Source organism: Rhodococcus sp. IC4_135, from assembly GCF_011602025.1.
GTDB lineage: Bacteria > Actinomycetota > Actinomycetes > Mycobacteriales > Mycobacteriaceae > Rhodococcus_F > Rhodococcus_F baikonurensis.
Genome location: NZ_JAAOLG010000027.1, coordinates 38,166 through 60,954 on the forward strand (window position 1 = coordinate 38,166; position 22,789 = coordinate 60,954).

20 protein-coding genes and 1 riboswitch are annotated in these 22,789 nt (G+C 61.9%); of the genes, 8 read left to right on the top strand and 12 right to left on the bottom strand.

Features of this window, described 5'->3' with window-relative positions; translation table 11 throughout:
* Nucleotides 1-47 precede the first annotated feature (47 nt).
* Nucleotides 48-692, top strand: coding sequence for a DsbA family oxidoreductase (locus tag G8767_RS28965; protein ID WP_234036727.1), 645 nt, complete (start codon nt 48-50; stop codon nt 690-692).
* On the opposite strand, the gene G8767_RS28970 is transcribed toward G8767_RS28965, so the two are convergent.
* Both G8767_RS28970 and G8767_RS28975 read right to left on the bottom strand, forming a co-directional pair.
* Entirely contained in the window at nt 671-1,939 is a 1,269-nt protein-coding gene (locus G8767_RS28970; RefSeq protein ID WP_124569058.1) for a GAF domain-containing protein, read from the bottom strand. The two genes, G8767_RS28965 and G8767_RS28970, sit on opposite strands and share 22 nt — an antisense overlap.
* Nucleotides 1,940-2,016: 77 nt before the next feature.
* A complete protein-coding gene (locus G8767_RS28975; RefSeq protein WP_095970851.1) occupies nt 2,017-2,796 on the bottom strand; it encodes an acetoin reductase in 780 nt (259 codons plus the stop codon).
* Between the two features lie 220 nt (nt 2,797-3,016).
* On the opposite strand from G8767_RS28975, the gene G8767_RS28980 reads away from it, so the two are divergent.
* A complete protein-coding gene (locus G8767_RS28980; protein ID WP_166813273.1) occupies nt 3,017-4,162 on the top strand; it encodes a hypothetical protein in 1,146 nt (381 codons plus the stop codon).
* A gap of 39 nt (nt 4,163-4,201) precedes the next feature.
* On the opposite strand, the gene G8767_RS28985 is transcribed toward G8767_RS28980, so the two are convergent.
* Complete coding sequence (locus tag G8767_RS28985; RefSeq protein ID WP_124568950.1) at nt 4,202-5,665, bottom strand: MFS transporter; 1,464 nt, start codon at nt 5,663-5,665, stop codon at nt 4,202-4,204.
* A gap of 213 nt (nt 5,666-5,878) precedes the next feature.
* Between G8767_RS28985 and G8767_RS28990 the strand changes: the two genes are divergently transcribed.
* Nucleotides 5,879-7,714 (top strand): NAD(P)/FAD-dependent oxidoreductase, encoded by a 1,836-nt coding sequence (locus G8767_RS28990; protein WP_124568949.1) that lies wholly within the window; start codon nt 5,879-5,881, stop codon nt 7,712-7,714.
* A 60-nt stretch (nt 7,715-7,774) separates the two neighbouring features.
* On the opposite strand, the gene G8767_RS28995 is transcribed toward G8767_RS28990, so the two are convergent.
* The 3 genes from G8767_RS28995 to mhuD all read right to left on the bottom strand — a co-directional run bounded on the left by G8767_RS28995 (nt 7,775) and on the right by mhuD (nt 9,295).
* Nucleotides 7,775-8,551, bottom strand: a complete 777-nt coding sequence (locus G8767_RS28995; RefSeq protein ID WP_095970854.1) for a CbtA family protein — start codon at nt 8,549-8,551, stop codon at nt 7,775-7,777.
* Complete coding sequence (locus tag G8767_RS29000; protein ID WP_003945915.1) at nt 8,542-8,736, bottom strand: CbtB domain-containing protein; 195 nt, start codon at nt 8,734-8,736, stop codon at nt 8,542-8,544. The genes G8767_RS28995 and G8767_RS29000 overlap by 10 nt, the downstream gene beginning before the upstream one ends.
* Nucleotides 8,737-8,740: 4 nt before the next feature.
* Nucleotides 8,741-8,872: riboswitch (cobalamin riboswitch) on the bottom strand.
* Between the two features lie 114 nt (nt 8,873-8,986).
* Nucleotides 8,987-9,295: a mycobilin-forming heme oxygenase MhuD gene (gene mhuD, locus G8767_RS29005; RefSeq protein WP_007726927.1), complete on the bottom strand. Its 309-nt coding sequence runs from the start codon at nt 9,293-9,295 to the stop codon at nt 8,987-8,989.
* 45 nt (nt 9,296-9,340) lie between these two features.
* Between mhuD and G8767_RS29010 the strand changes: the two genes are divergently transcribed.
* Nucleotides 9,341-10,078, top strand: coding sequence for an alpha/beta hydrolase (locus G8767_RS29010; protein WP_166813275.1), 738 nt, complete (start codon nt 9,341-9,343; stop codon nt 10,076-10,078).
* Here G8767_RS29010 and G8767_RS29015 read toward each other — a convergent pair.
* A complete protein-coding gene (locus tag G8767_RS29015; RefSeq protein WP_095970855.1) occupies nt 10,063-10,488 on the bottom strand; it encodes an HIT domain-containing protein in 426 nt (141 codons plus the stop codon). The genes G8767_RS29010 and G8767_RS29015 overlap by 16 nt on opposite strands.
* 38 nt (nt 10,489-10,526) lie before the next feature.
* On the bottom strand, nt 10,527-13,214 hold the full coding sequence (locus tag G8767_RS29020; RefSeq protein WP_166813277.1) for a LuxR C-terminal-related transcriptional regulator: 2,688 nt from the start codon (nt 13,212-13,214) through the stop codon (nt 10,527-10,529).
* 225 nt (nt 13,215-13,439) lie between these two features.
* Here G8767_RS29020 and G8767_RS29025 point away from each other — a divergent pair, with 225 nt between their 5' ends.
* Together G8767_RS29025 and G8767_RS29030 are read left to right on the top strand one after the other, a co-directional pair.
* The gene (locus G8767_RS29025) at nt 13,440-14,351 is read left to right on the top strand and encodes a carboxypeptidase-like regulatory domain-containing protein (RefSeq protein ID WP_095970857.1); all 912 of its coding nucleotides are present in this window, start codon (nt 13,440-13,442) and stop codon (nt 14,349-14,351) included.
* Nucleotides 14,352-14,406: 55 nt separating this feature from the next.
* Entirely contained in the window at nt 14,407-15,432 is a 1,026-nt protein-coding gene (locus tag G8767_RS29030; RefSeq protein ID WP_346843048.1) for a hypothetical protein, read from the top strand.
* On the opposite strand, the gene G8767_RS29035 is transcribed toward G8767_RS29030, so the two are convergent.
* From G8767_RS29035 to G8767_RS29045, 3 genes are all read right to left on the bottom strand, one after another.
* The gene (locus G8767_RS29035; protein WP_124568945.1) at nt 15,429-16,310 is read right to left on the bottom strand and encodes an A/G-specific adenine glycosylase; all 882 of its coding nucleotides are present in this window, start codon (nt 16,308-16,310) and stop codon (nt 15,429-15,431) included. The genes G8767_RS29030 and G8767_RS29035 overlap by 4 nt on opposite strands.
* Nucleotides 16,311-16,461: 151 nt before the next feature.
* Entirely contained in the window at nt 16,462-17,823 is a 1,362-nt protein-coding gene (locus G8767_RS29040; protein ID WP_095970860.1) for an MFS transporter, read from the bottom strand.
* A gap of 583 nt (nt 17,824-18,406) precedes the next feature.
* On the bottom strand, nt 18,407-18,994 hold the full coding sequence (locus G8767_RS29045; protein WP_095970861.1) for a TetR/AcrR family transcriptional regulator: 588 nt from the start codon (nt 18,992-18,994) through the stop codon (nt 18,407-18,409).
* Between the two features lie 160 nt (nt 18,995-19,154).
* Between G8767_RS29045 and G8767_RS29050 the strand changes: the two genes are divergently transcribed.
* Nucleotides 19,155-20,042 carry a crotonase/enoyl-CoA hydratase family protein gene (locus G8767_RS29050; protein ID WP_166813281.1) on the top strand — a complete coding sequence of 296 codons (888 nt, stop codon included), beginning with the start codon at nt 19,155-19,157 and terminating at the stop codon, nt 20,040-20,042.
* A gap of 42 nt (nt 20,043-20,084) precedes the next feature.
* Here G8767_RS29050 and G8767_RS29055 read toward each other — a convergent pair whose 3' ends face one another.
* Nucleotides 20,085-21,089: an AraC family transcriptional regulator gene (locus G8767_RS29055; protein ID WP_166813283.1), complete on the bottom strand. Its 1,005-nt coding sequence runs from the start codon at nt 21,087-21,089 to the stop codon at nt 20,085-20,087.
* Between the two features lie 114 nt (nt 21,090-21,203).
* Between G8767_RS29055 and G8767_RS29060 the strand changes: the two genes are divergently transcribed.
* Nucleotides 21,204-22,658: an aldehyde dehydrogenase gene (locus tag G8767_RS29060; protein WP_166813285.1), complete on the top strand. Its 1,455-nt coding sequence runs from the start codon at nt 21,204-21,206 to the stop codon at nt 22,656-22,658.
* Nucleotides 22,659-22,789 lie beyond the last annotated feature (131 nt).

Sequence of the window (22,789 nt, forward strand, 5' to 3'; positions counted from 1 at the left end):
TAATCCCGCCCCTGTTCGTTGTTGCACCTTCGGTGACTGATCAAATCGTGATTGACCAAGACGTGACCATCGAAGTGTGGTCGGACGTCGCTTGCCCGTGGTGCTACATCGGAAAGACCAGGTTCCTCTCGGCTCTGGATCGTTTCGAGAACAAGGACCGCGTCAATGTCATCTGGCGCTCGTACCAGCTTGCTCCGGAGACCCCGGTGGGCGCGGGCCGTACCGAACTCGACGCGTTGGTCGAGATGAAGGGGATGGCGCCTGATCAGGTACGTCAGATGTTCGCCCATGTCAGTGCGACGGCAGCCGAGGTCGGGTTGACCTTGGACTTCGACACCGTGATCGCCGCCAATACCTTTGATGCGCACAGGTTGCTGCATCTCGCGGGTGAGCGGCAGAACGAACTCCTCGAAGCGCTGTTCAAGGCTCACTTCAGCGACGGCAAGGTGATCGACGACCGTGAGGTGTTGGTCGAGTTGGCCGTGAGTGTCGGTCTCGATGCCGATGTGGTGCGCGAGCAACTGGGCTCCGATGCCGCCGCCGAGGCCGTGCGCGAGGATCTGTCCATGGCCCGCCAACTCCAGGTCAGTGGTGTTCCGTTCTTCGTTGCCAACCGTGCGGTCGCAGTGTCGGGCGCTCAGCCCGAAGAGGTGTTTCTGCAGTTGCTTACTCAGGCCTCCGAACCGGCCTGAGTAAGGCGAGCGGCACGTACTGCCGGCGCGTTCGAGAACGGCAACAGATGCGCGCCGTCCACGGGGCAGGACAACGTCACGTGCGCTGCATCGACGAATCGGTACGGCTGCGCTGCAACAACTCCGGCAAGGTTCTTTCGCAGACGTGACATCTCGGCCCGCGCAGTCACCGTGCGGGCCGGGTCACCGAACAGGTCTTGCGCCAACCGAGATGCAGTCAGTCCTCGTCTTTCCGATCCGAGGAGGAACAGAATCTCGGCGTGCCGCTGGGTCGGGGAGTACGCCCATTCGCCGAACCCGGATGTGACGGTCACCGACATGTTCTCGGAATCGCGCAGATCGATATGCACCGTGGGAGCGGTGATTTTCTCGCCGGTGGTGATCGGACGAACCAGCCACCCGCCGGGGAGCGGATCCAGTTCGCACAGGCCCAGAGCCGGAAACCACGTTCTGCCGGGAGCCAAAGCTGCGGGAAGCAGCACGCGCGAGCGATGGGGGAGTGCGTCGACCGCTGCGACCCATCCATGAGTATCGATCACCAATGCGGGTGATCCGCTGCGGGCGAGCATCGGCCCTGCAACAGAACGTAATTGATCGAGATTGTCCCGATGCTTGTCGCGCAGGTGTGATTGGGCGAGGCGTGCGACGGCGTCGACCAGAGCGAGCGTCGTGGGATGGACGGTCTTCGCCGGACCACTGATGTCCACCACGCCGATGACACGGTCGTCCCGCGGATCGCGGATGGGTGCCCCCGCACATGTCCACGGATGGTGGCTACGCGCATAGTGTTCCGCCGAGAAGATCTGCACCGCCTGTCGTGACACCAATGCCGTTCCGATGGCGTTGGTACCGACGCTGTCCTCGGCCCAGTTCGCCCCTTCGACAAAACCCAGACGCGCAGCCTGGTCGAGGACGCGATGGGAACCGCTGCGCCACAGCACAGTTCCGCGAAGGTCCGCTACGACCATGATGTTCTCACCGCTCGCGGTGACCGATTCGAGTCCGCGTGTCACGTCGTCGAGCACGTCGTACAGTCCGGACTCACGACGACGGAGATCGAGTTCGGCAACGTCCATCGACGGTTCGACCCGGTTGTGCTCGGGGTCGATACCGAGTTCGCGCAGGCGTTGCCACGATTGGCGCACCACGTCCCTGGGTCGGGCCGGTGCGCGGTCTCCGGCCATCGTCGCGTCGTACACCGCGGCGAGGGTCCTCGCGTAGTCGCGAGGATCCTCGCCGGGTGGCATCGCGGGTTCGGGCAACCGCCTTTTCTGCGAGGGCACCGTTTTCGGCGAAGGCACCGTTCTCGGTGACGACACTTCGGTCAGCGGTAGACGAGACCGCCGTCGATGAGACCGGCCTGCCCGGTCATGTAGTCGGAATCGGGCCCGGCGAGGTACGAGACGAAACCGGCTACATCGTCGGGGGTTTCAGCTCGACCCAGCGCAATTCCGCCGACGAACTTCTCGTAGGTGGCGCCCTCCGGCGCACCGGTCAGTTCGGCGAACCTCTTGTCGATCGTCACCCACATGTCGGTTCCCACGACGCCGGGGCAGTACGCGTTGACGGTGATTCCGTCGGACGCGTATTCCTTGGCTGCGGCCTGAGTGAGGGCCCTGACCGCGAATTTCGTGGCGCTGTAGACGCCGAGCATGGCGAATCCGTCGTGGCCGGCGATGGACGAGGCGTTGATGATCTTTCCGCGTTGTCCCAGCGCTTGGAACTTTGCTGCTGCAGCTTGAATTCCCCACAGCACACCGTCGACGTTGACGCTCCAGATCTTGGAGACCTCTTCCGGCGTCGCGTCGGAGATCGGGCCGACGAGAGCGATTCCCGCGTTGTTGACGATGACGTCGAATCCGCCCAATTCCTTGTGTGCGTGTTCGACAGCGGCGTTCACCTGTGCTCGATCGCTGACGTCGGCGACAAACGTGGTCGCCTGACGCCCGATCTGTCGAATCTCGTCGGCAACCGCATCCAGCTTGGTCTGATCGAGGTCGACCAGTGCGATGTCGGCGCCGTCGTGGGCGAGGCGGAGAGCGATTCCGCGTCCTATTCCTTGGCCGGCGCCGGTGACCAGAACTACCTTGCCCGTGATGCTCATGCAGTTTCTCCTCGTTGGTAGTGAAACGGTTAGCCGTGAACCGGTGAGTGATTTGTATGTGACGACGACCACAATGCGGAAGGGTTGCACGGTGTTGCAATTCCGAAGAATCGGACTGCGATTGCAACCCTCGGCAACCCTCCCGGTGCCCCGCGCGACAGCTTCATAGTTGCGCGACCACTTCGCGAATCATCTTGCGAGACAATCTGGGAGAGGGAACATGACCGCTACAGTCGACACACCCACAGAACCGGCGACGCCGAACCGGCCACCGTCACGCCGCTGGATCGGGTTCGGGATCACCAATCTTGTGATCGTTCTCGTGCTGGCCGTGGCGAGTTGGTACCTTCTGGCAGATCCGACCACCAGCCCGTGGAATTTCTATCCTTTGCCGTTCAACGCGGCGCTTTTCTGGGCGATCCTGTTTGTGGTGTTCATCGGCTTCAACTGCGAGTTCGCCGGCTTCGATCAACTCCCGCAGCCGGCGAAGGGGCTGGCGATCATGGCCGCGACCGCGGTCTTCGCCGTCGTGGTGACGTGGCTCCTGGCACACGGTTTGGGGAGCTTGTACCCGGATTTCGCGGCCGATCGTGAGGGCGGTCTCGGTTATTTCGCGGGTGCGCTGTTCGTGCTCTTCGGATTCGGGACCTGGGTGATGGTGGTCCTGAACTGGCAGCACTGGCCGTGGACTTCCCTCGGGATGAAGCAACCGCTGGTGGGGTTGTGTGAGATCGCGTTTGTCGCCGTCCCGACGCTGGCGCTGTACTTCGTGTTCGGCCTGCCGTCCGTGTCGCTTTCCGCCACGGATCCGTTGATGACCGTCGACACCGTGCTCGGTTGGTTCTACTGCGTCGTGGTGGTCGTGATCCTGACCGGTCAGACGCTCGACAACTGGCCGTGGCGACTGTTCGGCGGTGGTGGAAAGACGGCGCTCGCAGCCACGATCGGTAACTTCGCCGCGGGAACCGGCTTGTACTTCGTGGCACTTCCGGTCGTGAAGGCACTGGTGGGAAGCGATGCTGTTGCCGAGTTGGGTGGCGTGGTCCATCAGTTCCCGGCGCAGCTCGGTGTGTGCTGGGCGTTCTGGATGATCTTCTGGGCCAACGCCTTCGGCAACAAGCCGACGGGTTTTGCGGACGGGGTCAACCTCGCGATCCGCGCGCTGCTCACGTTTGTGCTCGCGGTGGTGACCTTCCTGTTCTATTACCGCTTTGCGGCAGAGAACATTCTTCACGAGCCGGCAGTCGTCGACGGATTACACGGGAACGCACTGGGTTTCGTGGACTGGGCTGTGCTGTGGACCCTGTTCTACGTCGTGGGATTTCAGTCGCTGGGACTCGGCAAGTTGAAACCTGCTGAGGGGTGACACGGTTGCCCGCACGACGGTGCGGGCAACCGGTATCGGTCAGACGTTTGCAGCGGAGATCGACTCGACGGGTGTTTTGCTGCGGGAAGACATCTTTCGGACGGGAATCGACAGCGCGATCGCTGCGGCGAGCAGGGCGAACCCGCATCCGATCAACAGACTGGTGCGGAAGCCGGCTTCCGACGGCAGGATATGGCCATCGGCCTGGATGGTCATCTGTGCGAGAACGACGCCGATGACGGCGGCGCACACAGACGTGCCGATCGAGCGCATCAAGGAGTTGAAGCTGTTGGCAGCAGCAGTGGCGGACGGCGGCACCGCGCCCATGATGAGGGCGGGCATGGAACCGTACGCGAGACTGATGCCGGCATTGGCGATGCAGGCGACGATCAGCAGCCCCCACGTCGAGCCCATCAGCAGCATCGAAGATCCGTAACCGAGAGCGAGGACGAGCGCGCCTGTGATGAGTGTGAACTTCGGCCCGCGCAGTGCGGTGAGGCGTGCGCCGAGTGGAGAGACCGCCATCATCACGAATCCGGGTGGCGCCATCCACAGGCCCATCGCCAACATCGACTGTCCCATGCCGTAACCGGTGGACTCCGGTAGTTGCAGCAGTTGCGGGATGATCAAGAACTGGGTGTACATCGCGAATCCAGTTGCGATGGAAGCGATATTGGTCAGCAACACCTGCGGCTTCGCCGTCACACGTAGGTCCACGAGCGGGTCGTCGGTGCGTCGTTCGAACCAGACCCAGCCGAGAAGAACGATGATCGTGGTCGCGAACAAGCTCACGGTGGTGCCGCTTGTCCATCCCCAGCTGCCGCCTTTCGATACGGCCAGCAGGAGTGAGATCAGGCCGGCTCCGAGCCCGATCGCGCCGATCAGGTCGAACCGTCCGCCGACCTTGTGTACCGGTGTCGCCGGGACGAAGAACCAGGTCAGGATCAGTATCAGCACACTGAGCGCCGCTGATCCCCAGAAGAGTGCCCGCCAGCTGGCGTTCTGAGCTACTGCCGCGGCGATCGGCAGGCCGAGTGCGCTGCCGATTCCCATGGATGAACTCATCAGAGCGATTGCAGAATTGAGTCTCTCCGGCGGAAGCAGATCGCGTAGTGCGCTGACGCCGAGTGGGATCAGGCTGACGCAGATGCCCTGCAATCCGCGTCCGATCACCATCGGAATCAGAGAACTGGCAGTTGCGCATATGACCGATCCGACTATGAGCGGGATCGTGCAGATCAGAATCAGCCGCCGCTTGCCGTACAGATCCCCGAGACGCCCGGCTATCGGTGTAGCGACGGCGCCCGCCAGGAGCGTCGCAGTGACGACCCACGACGCGTTCGAGGCGGTCGTGTTCAGCAGTGTGGGTAGTTCCGCGATCAGTGGGACGACAAGCGTTTGCATGAGTGCGGCGAGGATGCCGATGAACGCCAGTACGCCGACAAGTCCGCCAGGTCGTACGGCGGGGGCCGTCCGCTCGGCAATAGCGCCTGCTCGTGCCATGCGCGTCTCCTTTGCATATCGCGGGTGGTTCAGGATGCGAAGGGCTGCGCATCGTCGAAGGCGGTTTGAATCGTACATATCGTTGCATTATTCAACTAGTTTTGTGATCGAGGGATTGGTCACAGTGGGGCGGATTGCAACAGGCTGCAACGCTTGTGACCCGGGCCACTGATGCGATGTGCTGTGTGTCACATTCACAAACAAGGAGAAGTGATGACGCAAACCATCGATTCCGCAGTCGCCCCCGAGGTGAAGCTGACGGCGGTGACACCGCAGGAGCGCGTCGATGCCTGGCTGGCGGATTTCGAGTCGGCACTTGCCGCTCGTGACATCGAGCGTGTTGCAGGCAAATTCGCACTCGACAGTTTCTGGCGAGACTTGGTGTCGTTCACTTGGAACATCAAGACCGTCGAAGGTCGCGAGCAGATCGCCGACATGCTCTCCGCACGACTCGACGACACCGATCCTTCGGGGTTCCGGACCACCGAGACGCCCGACGAGGCCGACGGCGTCACGTCGGCCTGGATCGAATTCGAGACTGCAACCGGGCGTGCGCACGGGCACCTTCGTCTGAAGGGCGATGAAGGTTGGACCCTGCTGACGTCGTTGCAGGAACTCAAGGGCCACGAGGAGGGCAAGGGCACTCGCCGCCCGCGCGGCGCCAAGCACGGTGCAGATCCGAATCGCGTCACGTGGGCCGAGCAGAAGGAGATCGAGGACCGCGAACTCGGTTACACCACACAGCCTTACGTCGTGATCGTCGGCGGTGGGCAGGGCGGAATCGCGCTCGGTGCCCGGATGCGTCAGCTCGGAGTGCCGGCCATCGTGATCGACAGCCACGAGCGACCCGGCGACCAGTGGCGCGGACGCTACAAGTCCCTGTGCCTGCACGATCCGGTGTGGTACGACCACCTGCCTTACATGCCGTTCCCCGACAACTGGCCGGTGTTCGCGCCCAAGGACAAGATCGGCGACTGGCTCGAGATGTACACCAAGGTCATGGAGGTGCCGTACTGGAGTTCCACGACCTGCACCTCGGCGTCGTTCGACGAGAAGACCCAGGAATGGACCGTCGAGGTCGACCGCAACGGCGAGAAGCTGACCTTGCGTCCCAAGCAGTTGGTGATGGCGACGGGTATGTCCGGCAAGGCCAACGTCCCGACGTTCCCCGGGCAGGACAAGTTCCTCGGCGATCAGCACCACTCGAGCAAGCACCCCGGCCCGGATCAGTACGTCGGCAAGAAGGTTGTGGTCATCGGGGCCAACAATTCCTCGCACGACATCTGCGGCGCTCTGTGGGAAAACGGCATCGACGTCACGATGGTGCAGCGCAGCTCGACGCACATCGTGAAATCGGATTCGCTGATGGATCTGGGCCTGGGCGATCTGTATTCGGAGCGTGCGCTTGCCGCCGGCATGACGACGCACAAGGCCGACCTCACGTTCGGTTCGCTGCCGTACCGGATCATGCACGAGTTCCAGATCCCGGTGTACGACGCAATCCGTGAGCGCGACAAGGACTTCTACGATCGCCTCGAGAAGGCCGGTTTCGAGCACGACTGGGGCGACGACGGTTCGGGTCTGTTCATGAAGTACCTACGCCGCGGATCGGGTTACTACATCGACGTCGGTGCCGCCGAACTGGTCGCCAACGGAGACATCAAGCTCGCGCACGGCAACATTCGTGAACTGACCGAGAACAGCGTCATCCTCGAAGACGGTACGGAACTGCCGGCCGACGTGGTGGTCTACGCGACCGGCTACGGCTCGATGAACGGTTGGGTGGCCGATCTGATCGGACAGGACACCGCGGACAAGGTCGGCAAGGTGTGGGGCCTGGGCTCGAACACGACCAAGGATCCGGGACCCTGGGAGGGCGAGCAGCGCAACATGTGGAAGCCCACGCAGCAGGAGGCGCTCTGGTTCCACGGCGGCAATCTGCATCAGTCGCGGCACTACTCGCTGTACCTCGCGCTGCAGTTGAAGGCGCGCTACGAGGGTATTCCGACGCCGGTGTACGGGCTTCAGGAAGTGCATCACCTGAGCTGAAACGAGAACTGCTGTGCGCCTTTATTAACCGCGGGCGGTTAATAAAGGCGCACAGCAGGTTCAGCGAAGGGCGTACTTCTTCGCCACGTCGGCGTTCTTGGTCGCGCGCTCGGTGAGGAAGGCAAATGCCAATCCGAGTACGAGCCACAGCGTCGCCTGTGTAGCGAGCGAGGAAAGCCGGAACTCCCACAGCAGAGTTGCCGGGAAATCTTCACCCACCTCGTTGATGCCGGGAAGCGAGACGTAACCGATCGCGACGATCACCAGGAACGCAGCCACCGGAGCAGCGATGCGCACACTGAGGAACTCGTGTCCGGAAACTGCCTTGGCTGCCGCTGCCGCTGCGGTGACGGACAGCAGTCCGAGAATCACGGCGGCCAGCCACAGCAGTGTGCGCTGATTGATGGTGTCCGGATCTCCGACGGCAGGCGGATTGGCCGGGTACTTGAAGAACGGCACGGCCTCGATGGCCAGCCAACCGCCGACGGCGATGGTGATCGCCAACAACGGTCCGGACATCCCGGTGAGTCGTCGCGCGTAATTCGCGACGACCGAGAAGATCGCGCCGAGTGCCAGTCCGGCCAGCGCTGTGGCCAGGAACAACCCGGCGCGCTGCCCGTCGCGGCTCACCAGTGGTTCTTCTTCGTCCCCGTGTGAATGCCCAGCGGCTTCGCCGGCAGCCTCACCGGTGGCGCTGTTGGCTTCTTCGATCGCAATGGCAGCATTGACGTGCGGTTCACCCAGCACGAACGCAACTCCGCCGGCAAGGATGCCCGCGATCAAACCAGCCAACAAACCACGAATGAGAAGCTTCGTGAAATTGTCGACTAGTGGCACGGCAGGCCCATCAAGTGGCGACCGTCGTGCATCAGTTCATGCATGTACATACCGGTGCGAGAGATAGCGCCCTGGTCGAATCCGACCAGGTAGAGAGCGAGCATCGCGAACAGCACTACTGCAGCGGCAAGGAAAGCCAGACGAGTCGAGTCGATCGACGTATCGGGAGAATAGGCGAGAGCCATCGAAGCCTCCTGGGATTTTCGCGTCCCCTAGGTCCATGCGATGGCCGAAGTGTCTGGCTGTCGAAATGGTCGTGCCGAAAAGACACTTCACCTCGAATTACAGTGGCGCGACCGCTCCGGGCTTTCACCGGATTCCTGTCGGACCATCGCGTTTACATGCGAACTTTTGCACTACTGCCCGCACCGTGTCAACGCGTGAAGCCGAGTTGAGCAGGGATTGCGCCCGCCGCGGCGAGCGCAATCCACGAAATCAGCTCTTGGCGGCTACGTCCAGGACAACTTCGAATTCCAGCAACGACGCACCCGAAGCGACAGGCTTCGCGCGCTCACCGGAGTGTGCTTCGCGGGCAGGGCCGTCACGCCAATCGGCGAATGCCTGCTCGGACTCCCACTGCGTCACCACGAAGTAGCGGCTCTCACCTGCGGTGGGGCGGAGGAGTTGGAATCCGAGGAAGCCCGGTGAGTTCTCGACTGCATGAGCGCGTGCTGCGAAGCGCTTCTCCAGTTCGGGGCCGGCGCCCTCGGGGACCTCGATTGCATTGATCTTCACGACTGCCATGCAAGCGACATTACCCGCGTACCTTCACCGCGTACCGTGACACTCGTGTTGCATGACGAAGGTGGAACGGGACAACCGATTCTGTTGTTGCACGGCCTCATGGGCAGCTCACGAACGTGGCGTCGCCACGTGCCGTGGATCCGCGAGTTCGGCCACGTCTACACCTTCGACGCCGCCGGTCACGGCAGGCCTGCGCCTGCTGAACTGACCACCGAGGCATTCGTCGAGGACCTGGCGTCTGCTGTTGCTTCCGTCGACGGTCCGATGATCGTGATCGGGCATTCGATGGGGGCGCTGCACGCCTGGTGCTTCGCCGCCGCGCACCCCGACAAGGTCGGTGCCCTCGTCCTCGAAGACATGGCTCCCGATTTTCGCGGACGCACCGCGGCGGATTGGGCTCAGATGATCTCGGCGTGGCCGCAGCCGTTCGCTTCCGAGGACGCGATGAAGGAATTCTTCGGCCCCGTCGCCGGCCAGTACTTTCTCGACTCTTTCGACCGCCGCGACGACGGGTGGTACCTGCACGGCGAGGTGTCGACCTTTCGTGACATCTCGGAGGAGTGGGGTACGCGGCATTTCTGGGATCAGTGGAAGGCGATCGAGGTGCCGACCTTGCTCATCGAGGGGGAGTTCACCATCACCCCGGAAGGACAGATGCGTGAGATGGCCGAGAGGCCGGAAACCCGGTACGTACGTATTGCCGATGCAGGTCACCTGGTCCACGACGATCAACCGCAGCGTTACCGTGACGTGGTGACGGAGTTCCTTCAGACAGTGAGTTGACTGCGGATCGACGCGCCCACCTGCTCCAGTTCGACGGCTCTTCTGGCCAGAAGTCCGGCAGCGAACTTAGCCTTGTCGCCGCGATGGCGTGGGACGACGTGCAGGTGCGAGTGGAACACGGTTTGGCCCGCGGCGCGACCGTCGTTGACCAGAAAGTTGACTCCGTCAGCGGCGATGTCGCAGCGGCGAAGGGCTCCGGCGATGAGCGTCCCGACGCGGAACATCTCAGCGCCCTCGTTGCTTTCGAGAGCATCGAGGTTTTCTGCATGGCGTTTGGGAACCACCAGAGTGTGTCCCCGACTCACCGGTCGGGCATCGAGGAATGCGAGAGTCGTCTCGCTCTCGTGAACGAGAATTGCCGGCTCGGTCAGTGCGACGATCTTGCAGAAGACGCAGGTATCGGTGCTCATGCCTACAGAATGTAGTCCGAATCAGTTCCGAACCGGGACTACAGCAAGCGCAGCTGACGTGCCTTCGTGATCGCTTCGTTTCGATTGTGCGCGTCGAGCTTCTTGTAGAGGGTACGTAGTTGAGTCTTGACGGTGTTGACGGACACGTACAGTTTGTCCGCCATCGCGGCCGACCCCATTCCCAGTGCCAGAAGTGAGAGGACCTTCTGTTCGCGTTCGGTGAGCTCGACGATGCGAACGATCTCCGGAAAGGATTCAGCAGGACGCTTTTTCGCGAACTCGGCGAGTGCGGGCGAATTCGTTTTCGCCATCGATTCGAGCTTCTCGACATCAGCCGATGCGATGGTCGCGAACGAACGCAGAAGTCCGGTCTGATCCGCGATACTGCACGCTCTGGACCATTCCTGCGCCGCGAGGCGCGGTTCACCCAACTCGGAGTGTGCAACCGCTTGCACCAGAAGCGATTCCATCTGTGCTCGCGGATACGACTCGCCGGACCAGTCGAACTGGTGACACAGGGCGACCGCGGCTTCGTTCTGGCCGATCCGCTGTCGTAGGCGTGCCACCGACGTGAGGGTCCACGGGTTGGTCGCGGGATCGATGATCTCCTTGGCCAGTGCTGCGGCCTTGTTTCCCTCTCCGAGAGCGAGCAGGAGATCGATCTCGGCGGATTGCAGCAGCGGGAGCGCGAAAGAGGAAGCCGTGTACTGCATGGAATGCGCTTCGATCGCATCGTGGAGCAACAGTAGTGCCGACGTTCGGTCGCCGGAGGTCAAGGCGAATTGGCAGTGCGCATAGACGACGAATGCCCACAGTTCCTCGGTGTCGGAAGGTAGACCGAGTTCGGTCAGTGTCCCGCGTGCGTCGTCGAAGTCGAGTGTGTCGAGGGCCTCGAGCACCCGTGCCGTGAGGCCGGCGATCTTGACCACAGGTTCCAGCCAACCGCCAGGGTCCGGGTGCTTTTGCTCGAGCTCGAACCAGTATGCGGCCTGGCGAGGTTCACCCGCCAGCGCCCAATTCAGTGCGGCACTGCCCGCAGAGTTGCGAGCGATGAAGTCGACTCCGTGAGACAGCGCGCCGTGGTAGGCCATCCGGGCCTTGATCGTGGATTCGGTGAGCCTACCGCTCAATTGAAAATTGATCGCCCATTGAAGTCGCATGAGAGGGAGTTGCGCGCTGACGGCTTCCGGGTTGTTCTCCAGCGCACTGCGACTGAGGTGAGACAGGCGCCTGGTGGTTTCTGCTGCGAGCCCGTACTCGCCGGCCATCCTGAGCATGATCGATTGAACGCAGGCAATGCTCAAGGCGTCCTTCGCGCCGGCCTCGCTGCCGAGCTCCCACAGTTCGGTCGGCGATTCGGGTAGCAAGTCGACGACCGCCGAGCGCTCGCTCGGATGCATCGTGAACAGAGCGCGCCCCGCCTCCACGGCAGAGTGTTTGTCTGCAGCTTCCATCGGAATCCGTTGGAGGGCAGAGCGAACCGAGTCCAGGTTGTGGACGATCATCGTCACCCAGTGTTGCTCGACGATGTCTACTGCCAGTGTCCAGTTCTTTGCCTCGACAGCGTAGTCCAGTGCTGACGCGTGATGACCGTTGTCGAGTCGATTGTGCGCGAGGAACGAAAGACGTTGCACTGGATCGATTCCAGCGCGAGTGTGGCGCGCAAGTATCGATCGACGAATTGCGGGCGGCAACTCCCAGGTTTCTTCTGCTTCGGTCTCGACCCGCGACACCAATCCGGATGTCTCGAGTATCGCCAGGCGCGCGCGAATCTGATGAACGGTCTCGGCAGCGTCCGGGCGTTGGGACTCGAACAGCATTGCGGCGATGTCGACGGTGATCGATCGCGCAAAGGCCGTCGCGAGCAGGAACTCGAGTTGCTTCACGTGCTCAGCGGTGGTGAGAACGGAATTGTTCACGTAATCGTCTATCGCCCGCGCGATGTTCTTTTCGATCATCTGCCCGCGGTTGCCGGTGCCGGAGACGCGGACGGCGGGAACGGCGACGCGAACAAGCGCGGGCAGTCCTCCCGTCAAGGATGTGATTTGTTCGGAATCACCGTCAGTCGGTTGTACGCCGGCCTGTTCCAGCACATGGGCGGTATCGGCTGTCGTGAACAACAGCTCACTCGCACTTATCACCTCGTGGTCGGTGTCGAGCAGGTACGGCTCGGAGAACATGCCGAAGCCCGAGAGCGTGACCACGAGGTCCAGATTGTGGCAGAGGGTGAGGAGTTCGATCAGTTGATCGTCCAACTCTGGTTCCGCTGTCAGATCCGGCCTGATCAGCACGAGCAGCACGGGGCGGCTGAGGGCGTTCAGGGATTTGGCGACAGCGGTGAAAGGATCGGCGAGATCGTCGATGTCGGGCAGTGCGATTCCGGCGGCATGGATTCGATCGAGGACAATGGCCCAGAAATCTTCGAGAGTCGACGAGGGCTGTGGGGCCGAGACCCAGACGAGTATTCGTTCGGATGCCAGATGAGCGCGCAGCCACGATGCGATCAACGACGATTTCCCGTGACCGTTCGGTGCACGGACGATGGTCAGCGCGGCACGCCGGTCAAGTTTCGAGAACAGTGCCTGCCGGGGAATCGACGTCGCGAGAGTGCGCCTTTCGGGAATAGCTGCCCAGTCATGGCCGTCCATCCCGAACATCAGCGCGGACCCTTTCTGCTTTCGCGCCCCGCAGTAATTGAAGAGTTTGGGCGGATTGTCTCGATCCATCTATCTACAGGGAGGAGCGTAGCTGGTGCGAATCCAGAGCGTGCGATCCCGGGCAATTCACCCGGGACTTCACCCTGGGTGAGAGAAGTTCACCCGCACAATCACGCCGTCACCATTGGCTTTCGCGGCCATCGAGCGACTTCTATTGAACGTAGCTCGGGATTCGCCAAATGTGGCCGCGAGTGCCTGTCGGGAGCCCCGAGAGTCAGACATCGAAGGAGCGTCGTGAGAACTCGTCTGTCAGAGGTGTGGTCGAAGGCCGTTGTCGTCGGACTCCGACCGAGGGCGTGGCGGAGAGGAGTGCGAGGTATCGGCGTCGTTGTCGTGACCGGAGCTCTGTTGGTCGGCGCTGCTGCGCTCGGTGTGCTTCCGATGCAGTCGGATGTTCGATTGGCAGCCGAGGGAGAGTTCACGCCTGCCTTCACCGTCGGGTTGACGGCCATCGACGGTGCACCGCCTTTCGATCCAGCCGACGGCCCCGGCCTCGATTCCGGACCGTCCAACGCGATTGTCCGAGAGGGTGATCCGGTGACGTACGTCGTCGACATCGGTGTCCGGGGTACATCGCTCTCGGACGTGGTCGTACAACTTCAGGTGCCCCGAGGTTTCACTCTGCCGTCCCTGCCGGACTACTGCGGAGTCGGCTCGGACATCGACGAGGCCGGGTTACTGTGCTTGGTAGGGGATCTGGAAGCGGATCGATTCTTCACACGAACTGCGACGATGATTGCGGGCAAGCGGGAAGATACCGACGGTCTACCGACAGCAGTAGTGGTCACTGCCGATAGTGGTGCGGTTCGCGTGCGGTCGAACGACGTCACTGTGCGCGTGTCGACTGGACCGGGAGTGTGTGATCCACAAGGGAATTCCGTCGACGGACAAACGATTCAGGAGGATCCGGTAGTTGCGAACGGGCAGATCTCGGGTCTGGTGACGTCCGGCACCACGCAGACAGTGGCGATCATCGGTATCGATCAATGCGGGCACGCGACAGCGCGGACAGTGACACCGTTCGAGGGTCACTTCTCGTTTCTCGGACTGTTACCGGGGACGTATCGCGTCACGGTCGACGGCCGAGCGCCGGTGGACGTGGTGCTGGAACCAGGTGCAATGGCGGTCGATGGCCTGACGTTCTGATACAGCTTCGCAGTGATGGCAGCACCCGTAACGGCAACAGTCTATGGAGGATCCAGTGCGTGAAAGCCTGGGCGTTGTATTCGAAAACGATTCAATTTCAACAGCTCTCGTAGATTCGGACACACCCCTTCTGGGCTCGATCGACGAGTTCCGTCACCCCTGGGGTGCAGACGGGACCGTTCCCTCTCCGCAGGCGTCGGCACGCGCGCTCGCGTCCGCTGTCGAGGTCGCCACCGGCCGGGCCCTGCGCTCGAATCTGTGTCCCACAGTCGTCGGGGTTGTGTGCGAGCGTGCGGACGTGCGTGACCTCGTTCCGGATTCGTTGTCCTCCAGTTCTTTCGAGAACGTGGAGTTGGTCAACGGTCTCGACGCTCGGCTCGCCTACCTGCGGGCGGTCGACGCTCTGAATGGTGTTTCGCCGATTCTCGTGTTCTGGCCGGACGGCGGTGAGACCGTGATCGCGGCCGTCGACCCGAGTGCCGGTGTCGTGGACTCGGCGCACCGTTACGACACCGCCGAGTTGCTTGCAGACAGCTCGACATTTGCTGCGACATTGGACCTCCTCGTCGCCGAACGAGACCCGGTGCCCAAGATGCTCGTCGCGATGCTCGTGAAGGAAGAGTCTCGGCAGCCGTCCGCCGAAGCCGCTGAACTGGCAGGTCTCGGCTTCCTGTTTCTCGGCGAGCGGACCCAACTCGCGATTGGCGCTGCGCTGGTGGCGGCCGATCGGGGAGCTGACGTTCGGTCCGGTGGCGGCATGACTGTCCGGCCCGTCAACAGGATCCGGTGGGCGGCGGCAATAGTCCTGCCACTTCTGCTCATGCTGACGGGGTTGCTGATCGCGCTGTCTCCAGACGGGTCGCGCGCGGTGTCCACGGATCGTCCGAACGTCGGCGCGGAGCCGGCGACCTCGACCAGTGGACCTCCGCCCGGCGCCGCCCTACCGATTCCGGCTCTGACCCCTTGCGACCCGGCGGTACCTGCCGTTCCTGCTGCACTGCGGCGTTCTGATCCGGACGTCGCACCGCCTCAGGCCGACGAACCCGCAGCCGAAGAATGCAACCCGATGCGAGTCGGTTAAGCCGTACCCTCTCCGGCCAGCGCAAACAGGCCGTCATCCGTCTGCTCGACCAGTCCGTCGACGAGCAGGGAATGCAGTGCGCGGTCACGCTGACCCGGATCGTTCGGCCAGACGATGTCGAGTTGCGCGCGTTCGACCGGACGGTGACTCTCACGAAGAACGGCCATCAATTTTCCTCGTACCTGGCGATCGGTTCCCGCGAACTTCTGCACCTTCTTGGGCGGTCCGGTGTGTGCCGGTTTGCCCGAAGCGACCCAGGCGCAGTTCGGCAACGGGCAGTTTTCGCAGTTCGGCGTCCGCGCAGTGCAGATCAGTGCGCCGAGTTCCATGAGAGCTGCGCTGTAGGTGGCTGCGCGCGCTCGCGTCCGCGGCAGCAGCGCCGCGACATCGGCCAGGTCGCGTGTGTTGGACGGATTGCCTGGTTCGGCGTTGCCATGAACGGCCCGTGCGACAACGCGTCGTACGTTGGTGTCCACCACCGGCACTCGCTGTCCGTAAGCGAAGCACGCCACGGCGCGGGCGGTGTAGGAACCGATCCCCGGCAGCGAGAGCAGGATGTCGACATCTTCGGGCACCACGTCACCGTGCTCGGCAGCCAGGACGCCCGCGCATTCGTGAAGCCGCAGCGCGCGTCGTGGGTAACCGAGTTTGCCCCAAGCGCGAAGCACTTCTGCCTGACTCGACGCCGCCATCGCCGACGGAACCGGCCAGCGCTGCACCCACTCTTCCCAGATGGGCGCGACACGCACCACCGGCGTCTGCTGGAGCATGATCTCGCTCATCAGGATCTGCCAGGCACTGACGCCCTCGCGTCGCCACGGCAGATCACGGGCCGTATCGGAGTACCACTCGAGCAGCACCGAAGATTCCACTGCCACCGCTACCGACACACTCCTCGAACCTGCGCTCCCGGTCGACGAAGGACACGTCGACGTGTGGAGGTCACTTTATCGGCAGTGACCGACAGTCATTTCTCGTGCCCGAAAACCGGGAGGGAGTGGCATCGAGACCACTCACCCCCCGGTTGAATCACGATGCGTACTGAGCGTTCGCAGTCTCCACTCGTGTGCCTACGACTGGCGAGCGTCCGGAGTATCGGCGAACGATCACGTAGAGGCAGATCAATCCGATGGCACCGGCAGCGGCGAGGAAGGAACCGACTTTCCATGCGTTGTCCGGATTGCCGTTGATCAGCATCACCATGATCATCGGCGCGAAACCCCCGATGATTGCGGAGATCTGATAGCCGAGTGAAGCGCCCGAGAATCGAATCTCCGGTGGGAACAGTTCAGCGAAGAGCGTTCCCTGCGTACCGGTTTGGAGGGACATTGCCACCACTCCGACGATAACCGCGACGGCAAACGGCCAGATCGTGTCCGGGCTGGACCCACCGATCATCAGCCACATCGGGATACCCCAGAGCATCATGGCTGCGGTGCCGAGGCCGAAGACGAGTTTGCGACCGTAGAGGTCGGACAGGTATCCCGCCAGCGGAACCAGGGGAATCTGTATTGCGCATGCGATCAGGATGTAGGTGAGGACCGTCGACCGCGGTATCTCCAGGTAGGTGGTCGCGAACTGAACCGACCCGGTGATCATCGTGTAGAAGAAAATCACGCCGATGGCATTGGCGCCCGCTGCAGCGAGGACGGTGCCCGGGTTCTTCTTGAGAACTTCGAGGATGGGGGATTTCCGAACTACCGGCGATTCGGCCAGTTTTTCAGCGAGCGCTTTGAACTCGGGCGTCTCTTCGAGATAGCGGTGGATGAGGAATGCCACAGGAAGCATGATCAAGCTGATCCAGAACGGGATCCTCCATCCCCACGAAAGGAACGAATCAGCCGCGAGAGTTGCTGTCAGAACCAGGAACACGATATTGCCCAGCACCACACCGATCGGAACACCGAGTTGGGCGAAGCTACCGAAGAGCCCGCGGCGGTTTGCCGGTGCGTTCTCGGTGGCAAGCAATACGGCTCCGCCCCACTGTGCTCCCACGGCCAAGCCCTGACAGATTCGCAGCGTCACGAGGATGGCCGGGGCAAGCCACACGACATTGGTATTGGGTACGAAACCGACCAAGGAGGTTGCCACAGCCATCAGAACCACGGCGGCAACGAGCACGGGCTTTCGTCCGTACCGGTCACCGAAATGACCGGCGAGCACTCCACCGATGGGACGGGCGATGAATCCGACTGCGACGGTGGCAAACGAACTCATTGCAGCGACCACCTCGCTGTCGGTGGCGAAGAACGTCGAGTTGAACACGAGCGCAGCGGCAGTCGCGTAGATGAAGAAGTCGTACCACTCCAGGGAAGTGGAGATCGCGGCTGCAAAGGACGCGCGCCGAGATCTGCCAGGGCGCTCCACCGCAGATTCGGTGTTGTTGGTCATCGCGATTCGCTCTCTGTGGGGTCGTTCAGGTGAGTTCGGTCAGGACGTGAGTTGCGGCAAGTTCGGTGTGCAGGCGACGCAATATCCAAGTGCGAGTGCGATCTTCGATACGAGAAGTCATATCTCGCCATCGTTGTCGTACGGGAGGCGCTCGGACATTCGGGTGGCGAAGGCGTCCACCTCGAGGCACTCGGCGAGGTGCGCGGTGTCTCGCGTGGCAATGCGGAGGTGCTCATGTTGCCCGCACTCCTTCGTTCCAATTTGCCAAACGATCGTTCGGCTGCGAGCCATCATTGACCTAACGATCGTTAAATGTCAATAGTCGAGAAAAGTGCACTTTTGCAGCGGATTTCTCCGCATGTGCCGTGCGATCCGGAATCTGTTGCCAAACGATCGTTCGCCTGAGATGATGATTCGTCAGTGATGTAGATCTCAGGAATGGGGATATCAATTCGAGCAGTGGGTGTGCGGACACACGTCGAGGCGCGCTGGTCTCGCACATCGACAGCATTTCGTGGCTTCGGCCCTGCGGCGTTGCAGCCCTACGTGCTTTCAGCCCTTCTCGGCGGAGGTGTCGTCCAGCTCAGCTTGATTCGACCATCGCGGTCGCCAATGCGCAGTAGCGAGACGCGATATCTTCCGCATTCATCGGTCCGTCGACGCGCCACCACACACAGACCTGCTGCCCCATGTTGATAATGGCGCGCACGGCATCCCGGGGAAATGGAGTGTGGAAAGTACCTTCTTCAATTCCGCGCTCGATGACGTCGCGAAACATGCTTTCCTGCTCGTCACGCAGGGTTACGACCAGACGGTGCCCCGATTCGTCCAAGCTGCGCAATTCGGTCGCTCCTACGAGGGCGTCTTCGCGCCTGGTCGTATGGAACATGACCCAAGCGCGGACGAGTGCTTGTAGTTGGTCTTTCGGATCGCCGCCGGAGCGCAGCAGTGCACTACGGGTCATGCTGTTGGCGTCGTGCAGCGCCCGAATCATGATTTCCTGAAGTATTTCCTGCTTCGATTTGAAATGGTGGTAGATGGACGCGACAGTGAGATCGGCGCCGGCGGAGATGTCTCGCATGGACGTCCCGTGATAGCCGCGCTCGTTCATGTTTCGGACAGCGGAATCGAGTATGAGTTGCCGGACAACGACAGTCTTCGCCCCACTCATTGTTCGGTTCCTTCTCATTTCCTCGGTGCCTGCGTCCTGCCCAGCTTAGAGCCGAACAGTCGCGGCACACACCTGATGGAAAGAAACCGCCTTGAACTGCGTATATGGGCAGAACTGGCGATTATCGTTCGCTAATCGCCACCAAGAGAAAGAGGGACCTGTGGAACACATATCGATGAGTATCGAAGACGGTATCGCCGTGATCACCCTTGATCGACCGGACAAGCTGAACGCATTCACCACCACGATGGAAAACGAGCTCATCGAAGCGTTCGACGCCACCGACGCGAACGACGCTGTGCGTGCGGTGATCCTGACAGGAGCGGGCCGTGCGTTCTGCGCGGGGGCAGATCTGTCCTCGGGAGCAGAGACGTTCTCCGAATGGAGCGCCGAGACGAACGGAAATGACGCGAACGGTGACGATCTACGTCGGGACGGCGTCGATCTACGTCGGGACGGTGGCGGACGCGTTGTCTTGCGAATGTTCGATTCACTGAAGCCGATCATTGCGGCCATCAACGGACCGGCCGTCGGCGTGGGCATCACCATGACTCTTGCGGCCGACTTTCGCTTGGCCGCCGACGACGCCAGGATGGGTTTCGTCTTCAATCGGCGAGGACTCGTGCCCGAGTCGTGTTCGTCGTGGTTGCTGCCGAAACTGGTTCCGCTCCAGCGAGCCCTCGACTGGATCTACTCCGGACGGATCTTCACTGCCGCGGAAGCATTTTCGGCCGGGTTGGTCTACCGACTGCATTCGCGCGAAGATCTTCTCGGGGAGGCGACGGCGCTCGCTCACAGCCTGACCCGTGACACCGCGCTGGTATCGGTTGCCCTGTCGCGTCAGATGGTCTGGCGCATGCTGGGAGTCGAACACCCCATGGTCGCGCATCGCGTCGAGAGCATCGGAATCAATGCTCGCGGTGCTCAGGCTGACGTTCGTGAAGGTATCGCGGCGTTTCTGGAAAAGCGAGAGGCGGTATTCCCCGACCGTTGCAGCGACGCGATGCCGGATCTGTTCTCGTCCCATCTCCCACGCCCCCGGTGGTGAGCCGCTACGACCTTCGAACCGTCGGCGTCGTGGCTCATGCGGTCAACCGCCGCGGCGGGTAAGTTCCCTCCGCTTCTTCAGGGGCGTTGTGGAGAACCAACGCCTACAGCTTCGAGTGAGGGTGCTCGGTTCGGAATAGCCGAGTTGGCGTGACACTTCGGAGAGGGACACGTCTCTGTTCGAGAGAAGACTGCGAGCGAGTTCGCGTCGTGAATCGTCGACGAGCGATTCGAACGCCTTGCCCTCCAACGCCAATCGTCTCTGCAGTGTTCGTGGGTGCAGCATCATCAATGTCGCGACTTGCTTCAGCGTGGCTGCACCCGCAGGCAGGGAACGCACGATTACAGCCGACACCGCGTCGTGGAACGCCACATCCGGATCTCGACCTGCCATGAAACGCACGGCTAAGTCGTAGGCCATCGGATCCACCCGGGGCAGGTGGCGATGCATGACTCCGCGCGGAAAGGTCAACAGGTTCCGATCCGAGCTGAACTCGACAGAACAACCGAAAAACTCTACGTACCTGCGCAGTTCGGAGATGCGTGGATGTTGAAACGAGATGTGCGTCGGATGGAAGTCCGGGCCCGCCATCATCCGGAACGTCTGAAGTGTCACGCCCATCGCCAGTTCCACGACGTGAGACCGATACGGAAGTCGATGCAGCACGGTATCGATCCCGTAGGACACCTCGGTGTCGCCGACTGTCAGATCTACCGCCAACGCCGGGCTGTACACGTGCGCGTATCGGGCGACGTCGTGCAATGCATCTCCGATTGTCTCGGCACTGCGGGCCGCGATGGCGACCGGACCGAGAATGTCCGGGTCCTGTTTGCCCGCGAGTCTGAGTGCGAAGTCCGGCGCCTCCAACTCATCCGCACAGAGTCCGAGCAGTGTGGACAAGGCACTGAACGGCAAGAAGTGGTCGTACGCGCCGATGACGGCCGGATCGACGCCCACACGGTCGAGGAATTCGTACGGATCTCCGCCGAGTTCGGAGATCAACTCGGGCAGTCGTGTCAGCGACGAGGCGCTGATCAGATCGGCCATGTGTCGAAATGTAAATAAATTGGCGCATCATGTCAATTTTCTCGTCGGTTGGGCAGTGATGATCAACACAGGTTGGCTGGTTCAACGTCGAGCGCCATCCCTGGAGGAGCCACAATGACAACACTCACCGACCGCACTGCACTGTTCATCGACGGACTGTGGAGAGCGCCGGACACTTCCGAAATCATCCGAGTCGTATCACCTTTCACGGAGCAACAGATAGGCTCGTTCCCCGCATCCGTATCGACGGACGTCGACGCAGCTGTATCAGCGGCTCGAAAAGCATTGCGACGGAACGACTGGTCCGATCTTTCCCCTGTCGAACGTGCGCGTGTCATCCGCAGGTTCGCCGACGAACTCGAGAAACGATCCGAGGACCGCGCGGCGGCGGTCACTCACCAGAACGGCATGCCCATCGAGCTCGCCCGTTTCGCCGAGGGGGCAGCGCCCGTCCAGCTTTTGCGCTATTACGCAGGCCTCGCCGAGTCGATGCCTACCGAAGAACGACGGGCCAGCCAACCGATGCCAGGCACGACAATCGTGCGACGCGAGCCGATCGGTGTCGTTGCTGCCATCGCGCCCTGGAACTTCCCGGCTGTGCTTTCGATGTTCAAGATCGCCCCGACTCTTGCTGCGGGATGCACCGTCGTTCTGAAACCCTCTCCCGAAACCACCTTGGACTCCTACATATTGGCCGAGGCCGCCATTGCGGCAGAACTCCCCGAGGGTGTCATCAACATCGTGACTGGCGGACCGGAGATCGGTCAGTATCTCGTGTCGCATCCCGGGATCGACAAGGTCGCGTTCACGGGATCCACTGCGGCCGGTCGACACATCGGCACGGTGTGCGGCGGAATGCTTCGCCCCGTTACCTTGGAATTGGGTGGCAAGTCGGCGGCCCTGGTCCTCGACGACGCGGATGTCGAGGAGACGGTAACCGGTCTGGCAACTGCATCCCTGCTCAACAGTGGGCAGACGTGCTATATGTCGACTCGAATCTTGGTTCCCCGCAGCCGTAGTCGGACGTACGTCGACGCCATCACCGCGATGGCGGAGGGTCTGCAGGTCGGCGATCCGATGGAACCGTCGACGTTCGTCGGCCCGTTGGTGAGCGCGAGGCAACAGGACCGTGTGCTGTCCTTGATCGACCAGGGACGCTCGGAAGGCGGAACTGTCACCACGGGTGGCGGACGCCCCGCCGACCTCGACACCGGATTCTTCGTGCAGCCCACGGTGTTCGCCGATGTCGACAACGGCAGCACCATCGCACGGCAGGAAGTATTCGGGCCGGTGCTGTCAGTCATTTCATACGACGACGTCGATGAGGCTGTCGCGCTTGCCAACAACTCCGAGTACGGCCTCGGTGGGACTGTATGGACCTCCGACGAGGAACGCGGTATCGCAATTGCTCGACGCGTCGAGACAGGCTCGTTCGGTGTCAACACCTTCAACCTCGACTGGGGTTCACCGTTCGGTGGCGTCAAAGCCAGCGGCTTGGGTCGTGAACTCGGTCCCGAAGGGCTTGCGGCGTACCAGCAACTCAAATCCATTTTCCTCGCATCCTCGTAAGAATCGAGTTTCAATGAGGAAATCAAGCAGTTCGAAGAGCGGGTGCATCAACGATGAACAGCCGGTCGTCGCGCAACAATGCCCAGATCACGTTCACTCGTCGACGCGCCAAGGCGATAACCGCTTGAACG